The sequence below is a fragment of the Pleomorphovibrio marinus genome (genome assembly GCF_003347495.1).
In the GTDB taxonomy this organism is placed as follows: domain Bacteria; phylum Bacteroidota; class Bacteroidia; order Cytophagales; family Cyclobacteriaceae; genus Pleomorphovibrio; species Pleomorphovibrio marinus.
In genome coordinates this window covers 131,201-143,859 of the sequence record NZ_QCXY01000013.1, presented here as the reverse complement: position 1 = coordinate 143,859, position 12,659 = coordinate 131,201, and the positions used below count along the sequence as shown (strand labels likewise).

The window sequence follows — 12,659 nt, the reverse complement described above, 5'->3', positions numbered from 1 at the left end:
TTTATCTCCAAATACCCATCTTGGAAGAAATGTCCCAGAGTGCAATCCCTATGCTGACGGAGATATTTAGGGAATGTTTAGTGCCTAATTGGGGTATTTCCACCACTTCTTGAGCAGCTTGAAGTACATCTTCCTGCACTCCAAAAACCTCATTGCCAAACACCAAAGCCTGCACTTTTGCACTTTCAGGGTGATACTCCTGAAGAGATACACTACCGGAGGTTTGCTCAAATGCGACCACATTTACCCCGTCGTTTTTAAGCGCATTTACTAAAGAGAGAATATCAGAAACATGTTCCCAATCCACGGACTCCGTGGCACCAAGAGCTGTTTTCTGTATTTCCCTGTGAGGGGGTGTCCCGGTGATCCCGCACAGGTAAACCTTTTTTACCCGAAAAGCATCCGCAGTTCTAAAGGCAGAGCCCACGTTGTTCAAACTACGTACGTTGTCCAAAACCAGGATAAGGGGACTCTTAGCTGTCGCTTTGTATTCATCGACAGAAAGCCGGTCCAACTCATCCATACTTAATTTCTTCATGGCTCTTACCTTTTTAGACCAACAAAAGTACGCTTTCCTTTATAAAAGAAAACATTCCCAAAAAGCAAATATAAACTCAGAAGGTAGGTATTTAATTATTAAGGAATTCTATGTACCTACCATTGTACCTTAATGGTCAAAGAGGACTTCATTCCCAAATTATTAAAAGGGTTCAGGGAATTGGATTCGGGAGAACCTCACTAACCCGAGCCATCTAGGCATCCCCCCTTTTGACGCTTACCTCATGAAGGATTACAATTGAATAGGTCAAGGTTTTTCTTCAGGAATCAACCAAATCTCCGCTACCTGGGCCCCTCTTTCCCCTTCTCCGCAGGTCCAGCTAAAAATGATTTCCCCGTTATCATAGGCCTCCTTTGGAAGCTTAAACTCATAAATGGGTTGATGCCCCGTTTGAATAAAATCGTGAACCAAGGGACCTTTTTCTATCTCTAGCTTCATTTTAGATCTGAACCGGCCGGTATAGGCCACTTTTAGGGTATAGGAAAGTTCAGGGTCTAATTGATCATACCTTATTCTCAAAGGGGTATCATACAAGGTGTTTACCTGCATCATCCAGGAGCGTGGGGCTGCAGTACCCTCAAAACCTACCGCCCTCACTTCATGTACCCATTCCACGCCTATCAACCCCACCCCAAAACTGATCCGTGGTGAATACAAACTGCCGGGATCCTCTGCCCATTCTTTGTCAGAAATCACCCTTTTCCAGCTTTTAGGTTGCCCAAAGTCATCATAAAACCCACCAGCCCCAGGGTTGTCCCTGTTAAGTAACTCCTTAACTTTTTCCCTTCTATCTTCTGGCTCATTGTGGCTGATCGCCTCGAGCTTGTCCAAAAGCCAAGGTGCGTCATTTAAAATAGCTTCCAGGTTATCGATAAAATTGCCGCGGCCCGGCGCCGCTCCATGGGGGTCTATGGTCAATTGTGCCCCTATGCTTTGATAAAGGTCTTCTGCCAATTCCAAACACCTGGCCTTAAGCCCTTCCGCCAGATCGGCTCTGGTAGATTCCTCCAGGATTTGCATAGCCAATGCAATGCCCTCATTTATCTTGTCCTCTGCCGCCTCATTGAGTACCTCCTTGGCCTTGGCCTCCATTTCTGTTTGATGGATCAGCTTCCTCTGCACAAAGGCGTCAAAATATGCCCTGATCAGTCCCATTTGAAACCGAAAGTTGCCCATAAGCTTCTCATCAGCCTTAGCCTCCATTTCTTTCCATTGCAAAAGGGTAAGGGGAACCTGGGTATTGGTGATCAGCGGCCCTCTCAGGTTTTCTTCTTGTGCAAGAAACCCCTGTGCCACCCCTTCCACCCAGTCGGGTCCAAAAAAGAACCTAGCATAATCCCGCAATGTTTCTATCACAGGGGTATTCGGGTCCCAATCCTGATCCGTCCAGATGAATTTATTCACATCATCGTTTGTGCCTTCCGAATAGCTAAGGCTACCATCAGCATATCCATCCAAGGCGTTGTGTATGCCTTTTTGATCCTCCGGCCTGGGATTGATGCATTCCCTGCCCAAGGTCATGGCCAGGGCCAGGTCCCATTCCGGGATGGGGTATTGTGAACTTAAACTATGGGTAATATCCGGGTACCTTCTGATGGGAATTTCGGCGTTTACCAGCTCTCTGAGTTCAGGAAGCGGGATTTTCACCCATGGGCCGAATACAACCCCTCCCAGCCAGGAATAGCCCTGATTGATATGGTAAAAAAACTGGTCATACCATTCCTGGGTAGGCCGGAAAACCTGTGGGGAAACCCACACTTTTGCGGCTGGATGATACTGATGCAAGACCTCTACCGTTTGCTCTAGCCAATGGAAAAGCTCATCAGGCTCTAATTCCCCCGGGTCGCCACCAGGGACAAATAGGTGGTCCAGTCTTGGGACCGCTTTGAATACCTCATGCCTTTCCTCCAATTCGGCGGCTATGGAATCCGGATGGGTATAATCCTCGCCCATATTGGGATACCACATCCAAACATCGAGGTCAAGTTCATCGGCAATCCTGGACTGCTCTCCAATCATCTCTATGGCCGGGAGCACCATGTGGCGGCTGGTAAAATCATCATCGGTGCGTGGGGGCACTATTTCTATACTGTTGGCCCCAAAAAGGGCCAATTCCCTGATGTATTGTTCAAAGCGTTCCACCGTAAAGGCATCATAGGAGTTGGTCTTTGGCCTGTACCCCAACTGATGGCCTCTAATAGAATACTTTGGTGAACTGCTCCCCTGTAAAGTGGAGGCCGGAAGTAATACCTTGCCCTTCTCCCAATGCATCTTCCTTAAAATCCTTCCTATTCCGTATAAGAGCCCTCTATCTTCCTTGGCCACCACAAACAAGGTCTTTCGCTCCGGCATCCAACTAATAAAGTATCCTTCCATAGCTTGATCTGGTATATTCCCCAGATCATCCTGATAGTCGGCACCAAGTTCAGAAAGGTCTTTTTGGTAGAGTAATGCTATTGTGGTGCCCTGATCTTCTGTGATGTCATTGGTAATAGGCCATTTGAGTTGGGTCCGCTTTTCCACCTCCTCCTGCAATAGGTTAATATAATGCTTAACCCTCTTTCCGGAAGGATCTGGGCTCCAGATGGAGGCCTGGGAGAAATCCAAATCCTGGCCTAAAAGCGGATAATCACCCCAAAACAGTATAAAAAAAACGATGATATACTTCTTCATAATTTCCTTGCGAGAATAATGTTGATTGTCTTGTAAGGGATACCTTGCAATTAACCTTTCAGGCCATTGTCCCTGATAAAGATTGAGAGATAGCGGGAAACCCACTGGAATACGGCGGTTTTTCGCCAATACCTGTTTTTTGGTAACTGATATCGTTTCTGAGCGCATAAAAGGGTTTTTCCACCGATTCAATATTCAAAATTATTTTGATTTTTGAAGGAATGAGCAACTCATTGGACCAACCCTCTCCCTGCTTGTAGATTTTAATGTAATTCTTGCGGAATTCAGGATATCGGGAAAAGTTTTCCCTGTCCTTTAAGCTGTTATTCACAATAGTCTCGCTATCTATCCCACCATAATAGGTGACCATGATATGATTCGGATCAGCATACATACCGTGAATCTGAGCTTCATTCATTGTGATCCTTTCCTGATGAGTCACCGTGGTTTTCTGTCCTGGCAATAATTTAAAATCAGTTGGTTCCATATCAATACTTCTTTCCCACCGGATTCTATCACCCATAGCATATACATGCAAAAGGGATTCATTGGAAAAAGTAAGGTACAAGCTATCGATTTCTAGGGTAAAATTGACTGTGGGACGGCCAAAAAACTCCTCTGTGCTGAACTTCGATGACAGGGGCGTTCGAATAACCGGTCGGGAGGTTTTGGTTTTAAGATCATACAACTCCAACAAAGGATGGTCTCTATAAAAATGGTCTATATAAGGGCTAATTCCGTCGCGCCCGGGATACCAAAGCAGTAGTTTTTCATTTCAAACCGCAATATCTTTACGATTGTAGGCACCTCCTCTGCTTTCCCCCATAAATGGCATTTTCAAACTTGTTTTATAGGTTGAGGTTGGCATCAAAATGGTAAATATCATTAAATGAGGTGGTTCCATAATACTCTCCATTGTGTTCAAGCAACGATTCTAACCACATCATAGACCCAGGTCCTTCTTTGGGAAACTCCTTCTTCACCAAGATAGTACCCAGGGAATCAAACATGACCATGTGGCTTCCCGATATATTCTTAATCAGCCCTATTCCATTGGAAAAAGTACCTTCTCTTATTTCCCCTAAATAATCTACCTGAATAGAATCCAAAACCACAAGTTCCCATTCATTGGAACCGGAGCTTTTTTTACCGGCTTTATATTTCTCTGTACATGCAAAAGCGGCAAGTAAAATAAAATGTAACTTGAACATTTGGATCCCGGTTTTAACTTATTAACTCTTTGAAAATATTGATTCTTGTCTGCATCAGTTAAACTTGCAAACCATACATATATAACTGATGCAGAGGAACTTTTAAATTATTTCTTTAGAAAAACCAAGCATACCTCTTTTTACCAAAATTTTTGACCATAAACATGTATTAGCCTTGGGAATGATTGATGTAAGCTCCATTCACCCTCTTACGGTTTTCAACTTAAAATTACGTATTTATTTTAAAATGTTTCAATTGTTTATAGTTATTTCAATATTATCCACCGCTCCTCGAAATTTCTAATTTCGTGGACAGATAGGGCGGATTTGCAATCCGCTGGCAAACTTGTTCTGAAAATATATCAGGGTTCCGGAGACCCAATCAAGGTCAGGGAAATGATTCGATAATGGAGTTTTTTCCAATTAACAAAGAATTTATTTAGATTTGTTATCGTAACTCATGTTACGGTAACTTACTTTACGATAACCAATGAAATTTTATAATCGGGAAAAAGAAATTGCCTTATTGCAGGAGGTTGGTAATAGATCAGCCAAAATCGCCCAAATGACATTTGTAGTTGGACGTAGGCGTATAGGAAAAACCCGGTTGCTGATGAAGGCCTATAAAGCCAATCCCTATATTTACTTGTTTGTAGGCAAAAAAAACGAGTCCCTTCTTTGCGAAGAGTTCCTAGATGAAATCCAAAGACATCTAAACCTACCCATATATGGAGAGATAAAGTCATTTGTGGCCCTCTTTGAGTTATTGATGTTGGAATCCAAAGGGAAACCTATTACTGTGATTATAGATGAGTTTCAGGAATTTTTTACAGTTAACCCCTCGGTTTTTTCAGGAATGCAAAAAGCTTGGGATCTTCACAAAGAGGAGAGTAAGATCAACCTACTCCTGTGTGGTTCTGTGTACTCGATGATGTACAGCATCTTTGAAAATGCAAAAGAACCACTCTTTGGCAGAGCCACACAACGAATTCATGTTAAGACCCTTGACTTTGCCATCCTAAAAGAGATTTTGGAAGACCACGCAGCAGGATATGTGAAGGATGATTTGTTGACCTTATATATGGTAACAGGGGCTGTTCCCAGGTATTTGGAACTGTTGGTGCAACAAGGGGCACTTTCCAGAAACAAAATCCTGGATAGGGTGGTAGCGGAAAATTCTTTGTTTTTGGAGGAGGGAAGAAACGTGTTGATAGAGGAGTTTGGCAAAGAGTATGCAAATTACTTTTCCATTCTCTCGTTGATAGCTTCAGGAAAGGCTTCAAGGGTTGAGATTGAGTCCATTTTGGAAATGGATGTGGGAGGTTTTTTAAATCGGTTGGAAAAGGAATACAACCTGATCCTAAAAGTGCGGCCGCTGTTTGCAAAACCTGGAGGACGTTTGCTGAAGTATAAGGTCACAGATCAGTTTTTGTCTTTTTGGTTTAGGTTCATTTACAAGTATCGCAGTTCTGTGGAGGCTGGCAATTTAGGATATATAAGAGATGTAATTGAACGCGATTATGAGACCTATAGCGGTAAGGTGTTGGAAGATTATTTCAGGGAAAAGCTAAAGGGTCAGGGAAGGTTTAACCTTATTGGCACCTATTGGGAAAGAAAGTATCAGAACGAGATCGACATTGTTGCAGTAAATGATTTGGAGAAGAAAGTATTGGTAGCCGAAGTTAAACGCCAGAAAAAGAACATCAAATTGAACCTGCTCAGAGAAAAATCAAAGAAATTGCAGGAGCGTTTTAAGGGTTATGAGTTTATATTTGAAGGATATTCCTTAGAAGAAATGTGAAAAGTTGCTTATCGTAGTTTGTAATCCGAGCCCTGTGCTTCCAGTTCACTATATATTATGGTGTATCGATGACTTTGCCTAAATCAATAGGGTAATTCCCGAATCTAATGGTTCGGCTTCTTGGCCATTGGTAACAGCCAATTTAATATAGTTACACAAAGCATAAATTATTTCGAAAACCATATTTTTATAATTCAAATCATTAAAAAAACTATTTTCCCGTTAATAAAATTATATAAAAATTAGTATAAAAATAATTATTGAAACCATATTCTTTATATGATTTTGTTTGAATAGCTTTCGGAAAATCACATTTTATAAAGAAAACTTTTTTTGTCCTCATTTTTATAGGTCATGGCATATTGGATGTATTAGGACAGAGTGCGGACAAGGATAAACACCCCCTGTTTCAAGACGGTGTTAACCACAGCCTAGGCATCAACTCGCAGATAGCATGGGAAGGTTTGTTCGACCAAAACATTTCAACACCGCTGGAACTGATGTTTCGAAAACGCGCCAAGCGCAACCAGGCCTATAGGGCGAGACTGGCAGGAATGACCTGGTAATCACAGAGTAGGCAAACTGACGAGAGTATGGATTCCAGGGAAACCAGCCTTGCCGTTTCCCTGGGGTATGAGTGGCATGAGCGAATCGGCAGGGAGTTCGGTTTTTTCTATGGAGTGGAATTTGAAAAGGGGATTTCTTTGAATAAATCAACCCTTAATAGGGTTACATTTGATACACCTATAGGTTACCTAAAATCTCGCTTAGTGATTAATATAAGGGATAATGGATTTGGATTGTTACCCTTGGTGGGCATAACCTATCATATTTATGACAATTTTTATTTAACCACTGAAGTGAAATTACATCTGCGATATAACCTTTCAACCCTAAATGCCAATTGGTATGAAACTCCCAATGACAACCCTGGGGAATACACCCTTGGCTCATATTCCAAACTGAGTGAAAATCAATTGCAACTTTATTTTACACCATTTGCTAATATTTTTATCCATTTCAAATTTTAATAGTTATGAATCCGCATAAATTACCATTTTTTCTTTTAATTTTATTCTTTTCTCATTACGCTTATTCCCAGCTAGGAAGATATTTTATACATATTGAACATCCCGACGGGGTAATTAAGAGACAAATAAAAATCGAGTGACGAGTAATTAACCAATAAAGCCGGAGTTTATCTACCTCCCCGGCTTTTTAATAATCCTACTGTGAACACAAATCGGGTGTGTATTTAACTTCATCCAAAAGGATACTTGACCAAAGTGTGAAAAGCCCCGCGGAAGTGCTTTTACGCAAAAAGATGCCCAACCCCTTCCAGACAATAAGGGTCAGGGCTTACGGGCTCTTAAATAATAATGAGACTGTGATTTTTACCACGGACCCACAAAAACCTGCACACCTCGTATGGAGTAGCACTGGGCTACGAATGGATAAAACCGATCACCAAAAGATGGGAAGCCTACTACGGGCTGGACGTAGAAGTAGGACGGTCACGGGAATCTTTTACCGAAATTAGGACAGGATATGACCCTGATGCCGACCCCTACTCCTTTTGGGAAAGGTCATAGGAGTACAGCCACGGAAGGAACATTGCCCTGTCCCCGCTGCTCGGGTTAAGGTTCAGAATTTCTGAAAGGATCTTCCTCAGTACGGAGTTAAGACTTTCGTATACCATGACCTGGACCAGGACAGGTGAAACCTACGAAACCAAACCCCTGGAAGGCAATATGGAATGGCAGCTTCAGTCAAAGGTGGAAACTACCCTCGACGAAAGGGGGCTTCGCTTCAGACCATATACTGGGATTTTTCTGAATTACAAGGTATGGTAAGTAGCCATTTACTCTAACCCAAGTGGAAGTCTCGGGATTTCAAATCCCGAACAGCCGCTCCACGAAATTTGCAATTTCGTGGACAGATAGGGCTAATTTGTAATCCGCGGGTGAACGTCTTTTCAAAGTAGTACAGGATTCGAGGAAACATATCAATGTCGGGGAATGGATGTGGCGATGGTGCTTTTTCCTGAAAGCCTGATTTTCGGGGATAGATCGTTTTCGTAAGGGATTGCAAATCCCCTTTATCTGGGTTCGGGATTACAAATCCCGAACAGTGGCTCCTCGAACAGCGGGGAACAACTAGAATGAATAAGAAACCACACTGCCCACCTCAGGATCCAGGTCCACCTTGGCAAAGACACCTATTTCCTGTTGTAGCTCCTCCACATGGCTAATGATGCCCACCACCCTGTTTTCGTGCCTAAGCGACTTTAAGGTTTCAAAAACCACCCTCAGGGCATTTTTATCCAGTGCCCCAAATCCCTCATCCAAGAAAAAGAAACTCTGATCGGCCTGATTGAGGCTTTTTACCTTTTCGGCCAGTGCCAGTGCCAGACAAAGGGAGGCCTGGAAGGTCTGCCCACCGGAGAGTGTCCTCAGCAGTCTTTTTTTGCCACCGTTGAGGTAGTCGATGATCCAAAAGGTGTTTTGGTCATCAATGTCCAGGCTGAGCTGGTTTTTGGTCAACCTCATAAACCTTTGGTTGGCAGTGGCACACAGCTCCCTGAGGTAAATGGTGCTCACATACTTCACAAAACCATTTCCCTGAAAAAGCTTCTGCAAATCGCCTAGGGTTAAAAGCCGCTTTTCCACCTTCTCCAGTTCTTTCTCTAACTCCTTTTTGCGCAAAAGCCTCTCCCCCAGATCCTGAATGGACTGCTGCAGTAAGGTGATTTCCTTGCTTTTGGCTTCCAGGGCATTTTTGGAGTCTTTCAGTTTCTCCTTTGCCTTAAGGTAATCCTCTTCCTTAAAGCCGGCAAGCCCTTCTTCACTCTCCAATTTTTCCAATTGGCTGGATATAAGTAAATACCGGTCTTCAAATTCTCGAATTTCGTTTTCCAGTTTTTCCACATCCATAGGGCGGCTGAATAGTTCCGTAAGCCCCTCCTCACTCTCAAAACCGGCTTGGCTCATTTTATCTTTGAGCTCCTTCCTTAGTCGGGCCAAAGCCTCCACGCACTCTTCCAGCCTCAGTTTGAACCCCTCCAATTGGGTGAGATTTGCGGTGGCTTTCCGCCTCAGGTCATCCAATACCCTCCTTTTGCTGATCAGCATTTCAGCCGTTTCGGCAATGTCACTTTTTACCTTATCAATTTGAATTTTAATCTCCTCAGCATTTTTGTCAAAATAGGGGTGGCAAAATTCCATGTCCACTATTTCGTCCTGCTTTGCAGCAATGGTAGATTGCAACGTTGACTTCCTATTTTCATGGCCTTGTATTTCCAGCCTTTTTCGATCTAAATCTGCCTCCGCACTCTTTACTGCCAACCGTTTTTGCTTAAGCGAAAGGTCTAACTTTTTTCGTTGATCCAAGACCTTTGAGCAACGATGTATCGCATTTTCAAGAGCCGATTTATCAGACAAGTTCTCCAGGCTTAGTTGCTTTTTCAGGACTTCCAGTTCCTCTTCCAAGACAGCGGATTGGGCGTTTTCCCTTTCCAATACTTGTTCCTGGGCTTTGACTTGATGGCCGTGGCCCTGAATTTCCTTTTCCATAAATTGAAGCCTGTCCAAAGACTTTTTGGCGGATTCTAGTTGGTTTTTTAATTTTTGCTCCTCCTCCATTTCCCCTTCCTTTAAGGGTTGGGGGTGGTGCTCAGAACCGCAGAGTGGGCAAGGGGAACCTTCTACAAGAAGATGGGCGTGGTTATGAAGCCCTTTCTTTTCCATCCATGCCTCCCAGGATTGTTCCAATTGCTTGATCAGAAGCTTGGCTTTTTCTATTTCCTCCTCGATTGAGGTGGAATCAAGGCTTTCTATAAGCCGTTTTAGGGCTGTTTCCTCTTGATCAATCTTGGTTTTAAGCCCTTTAATTTCCTCTTTTGATGTTGTGATCCTCCCTTCCAGCGACTCCCTTTCCTTATATGCCGACTGCCATTGTGCCAGCTTCCCCGGATCCACCTCCTCCAAGCTGTCAAGCCCTTCCTCCTCTCTATCTATTTCCTGGGTAAGCTTGGCCTTAGTCCGATCCAATGCCTCCAACTGAGGCGTAAGGCTTTGAAGCTTCTCTTCGGCGGTCTTTAGTTGGCTAAGCAGCTCCTGGATATCCAACACCTTTTCCAAGTCCTTTATCTTGGCCTCTCTCAAATGCCTTTGGTCCGCCTTGGCCTGAAGCTTCTCCACCTCCTTCACAAATTCGGCAACCTCGCTTTCGTACTCCCCTTTAAATCGGGTACAATTTTCTACCGACCTCGACATTTTTTCCCTCTCTGCTTCCTTATCTTCGATTCCATCAAAGATGGGTTTTAGTAAAGTGTTGGCCTTTTGGTAGAGTTTCAGGTTTTCTTTGTTTTTTTCGATCTCCGGTTTTGCGGAATTGAGTGAGTTCAGTGTTTTGCCCAGTTTTTCTTTCTCCACAAATTTACCCCACAGGGATTCCTTGTTTTTGAATTGCTCCTCATTGAGTTTCTGGGCATCTTGGAGGGTATCTCTATCCTTTTCCAATCCTTCTAGTTGACCCTTCATTTCACCTATAAGCGATTTATCCACTTCACCCAGGCTCTCTATCCTAGTTTTTATTTTCAATTGTTCATCCCTGCTGTTTTTGGAAAGATGGTTGGCCTTCGCGGATAAATCAAAGCGCTCCAGGCCGAAAAGCTCCTTCATCATTTCAGCCCGGGGCCCCGGGGTCAGGTCTATGAACTCCCGAAACTTCCCCTGTGGGATGATGACGGTCTGCTTGAAATGCTCCTTTTTCATCCCTAGGATTTCATTGGCCTTTTCTTCTATGGGAACCAGCTCTTCCTCGTACTTTCTATAAAACTGATGGGAAGCCGTTCCAATCTGATCCTCCTTGGTACTATGCCTGCTCAACTGATAGAGGGCAACGTATTCCTGGACATTTCCCTTACCTGCTTTGAAGCTTAACCGTATAGACAGGGAAGAGGAACGCAAATTGAGCAGGCTGCTTTTCTCCCCCCTGTCGGAAAGCCTTTCGCTACTTCCATATAGTGCCAGAAGAATCCCTTCCAAAATGGATGATTTTCCGCTGCCCACAGCCCCAAAAATCCCAAACAACCCCGCAGCGGTAAGTTGGTCAAAATGAATGGTTTGTTTTTTCCTGTAGCTGTATAATCCTTCAATTTCGAGTTGGATGGGGATCATGGATGTTCGTTTTGGCTGATGATTTCTGTAAAAATGGATAAGGTTTCTTCATTGGGTGGAAGTCCCCTGCTAGCTTCATAATACATGGCGAACAACGTCTTCATGTCTTTCTCCAAATCTGCTACCTGCAGCCCTGGAAGCGACTGCCCTTGGGGGTTTTTGAGTTGGGGAATAAGGTTTACAATCCCATCGTGGGCATTTTGAAGAGCCTTTCTGGTGGAGGCATCGATGGCATTTTCCGTAACAAAAGTAAGCTCCACATAGGCATCTTGGTTTGCTTCCAGCCAATCCAGGGCTCCGGGAAGGTTGTCAAATGTCCTTCGGTATAGTGGTTTCCCCTTCTTTAAGGCAAGGGGCCTAATTTTCACGGGTTCGGACGGCAAAGCATCTATGATGACCACCTGCTTTTCCTGCTCGGCCTCGCTAAAGGAATAGGCCAAAGGAGAACTGCTATAAGTCACCGGAAAAGGGCGATCCTGAACAGAATGATACCGGTGCAAGTGGCCTAAGGCAGCATACTGTAGGGAATTTGGCAGGTCATGGGTAAAGATGGCCTGTGTACCCCCCACATGCAAAATGGGGCGCTCACTTTCCGGTTCAGGATCGGGCTCCTTCCCTTCCTTCACAAAAAAGAAATGCCCCAAAAAGAGATTCACCCCATGGTGATCACAATAAGCATCTGCCAAATCCTGCCAGCGCCGGGCAAGTAATTTCCTTAGCTCAGCCTCCCTGTCATCTTCCCCCAAGTAGGACTTTAGCAAAAGTTCATTTGCATAGGGAGCAAGGATAACCCGTACCGGAAAATTCATTTTTGGGAGCTTTAGCTCTACGAAACCTTGTTCCGAGCGGCAGACCTGTATGCCATTCCCTATTTCCCCTGTGGGAATCAGGGAATCATATTTTCCATAAAACAAAATGCCCATCTCCCTGGCCAATGGGTCTGGAGCCTCTATAAACTGAGTGCTGTCGTGGTTACCGGAAATAATTACCACTGGTCTATCTCCTCCCAAAGATAGTTTCTTGATCGTCTTAAAAAAAAGCTCTACAGCTTCGTGGCTGGGATTAAAAGTATCAAACACATCCCCTGCAATCAACACCAGGTCGGCTCCCTGCTCATCTGCGATGTGGGTGATTTCTTCAAGGACCTCTTTTTGTTCCTCAATTCTGGAGAATTCCTGCAATCGCTTTCCCAAATGCCAATCGGCGGTATGTAGTATTTTGATCATTTAGCTAGT

9 protein-coding genes are annotated in these 12,659 nt (G+C 43.9%); 3 read left to right on the top strand and 6 right to left on the bottom strand.

Annotation, left to right across the window (positions count from 1 at the left end):
- Position 1 precedes the first annotated feature (1 nt).
- The 4 genes from DB520_RS24350 to DB520_RS27385 form a co-directional block, all read right to left on the bottom strand.
- The gene (locus DB520_RS24350; protein WP_114752394.1) at positions 2–538 is read right to left on the bottom strand and encodes an RNA methyltransferase; all 537 of its coding nucleotides are present in this window, start codon (positions 536–538) and stop codon (positions 2–4) included.
- Between the two features lie 267 nt (positions 539–805).
- Complete coding sequence (locus DB520_RS24345) at positions 806–3,232, bottom strand: hypothetical protein (RefSeq protein WP_114752393.1); 2,427 nt, start codon at positions 3,230–3,232, stop codon at positions 806–808.
- Between the two features lie 58 nt (positions 3,233–3,290).
- The gene (locus DB520_RS27390) at positions 3,291–3,920 is read right to left on the bottom strand and encodes a hypothetical protein (protein WP_232835134.1); all 630 of its coding nucleotides are present in this window, start codon (positions 3,918–3,920) and stop codon (positions 3,291–3,293) included.
- A gap of 160 nt (positions 3,921–4,080) precedes the next feature.
- Complete coding sequence (locus DB520_RS27385) at positions 4,081–4,443, bottom strand: hypothetical protein (protein ID WP_232835133.1); 363 nt, start codon at positions 4,441–4,443, stop codon at positions 4,081–4,083.
- Between the two features lie 490 nt (positions 4,444–4,933).
- Here DB520_RS27385 and DB520_RS24335 point away from each other — a divergent pair, with 490 nt between their 5' ends.
- The 3 genes from DB520_RS24335 to DB520_RS26870 all read left to right on the top strand — a co-directional run bounded on the left by DB520_RS24335 (position 4,934) and on the right by DB520_RS26870 (position 8,097).
- The gene (locus tag DB520_RS24335; protein WP_114752392.1) at positions 4,934–6,244 is read left to right on the top strand and encodes an ATP-binding protein; all 1,311 of its coding nucleotides are present in this window, start codon (positions 4,934–4,936) and stop codon (positions 6,242–6,244) included.
- 593 nt (positions 6,245–6,837) lie between these two features.
- Positions 6,838–7,275, top strand: a complete 438-nt coding sequence (locus tag DB520_RS24325; RefSeq protein WP_114752390.1) for a hypothetical protein — start codon at positions 6,838–6,840, stop codon at positions 7,273–7,275.
- A gap of 666 nt (positions 7,276–7,941) precedes the next feature.
- A complete protein-coding gene (locus DB520_RS26870) occupies positions 7,942–8,097 on the top strand; it encodes a hypothetical protein (protein ID WP_157972233.1) in 156 nt (51 codons plus the stop codon).
- 303 nt (positions 8,098–8,400) lie between these two features.
- On the opposite strand, the gene DB520_RS24315 is transcribed toward DB520_RS26870, so the two are convergent.
- Both DB520_RS24315 and DB520_RS24310 read right to left on the bottom strand, forming a co-directional pair.
- Entirely contained in the window at positions 8,401–11,424 is a 3,024-nt protein-coding gene (locus DB520_RS24315; RefSeq protein ID WP_114752388.1) for an AAA family ATPase, read from the bottom strand.
- Positions 11,421–12,650, bottom strand: a complete 1,230-nt coding sequence (locus DB520_RS24310) for a metallophosphoesterase family protein (RefSeq protein WP_198675443.1) — start codon at positions 12,648–12,650, stop codon at positions 11,421–11,423. The genes DB520_RS24315 and DB520_RS24310 overlap by 4 nt, the downstream gene beginning before the upstream one ends.
- Positions 12,651–12,659: the final 9 nt, after the last annotated feature.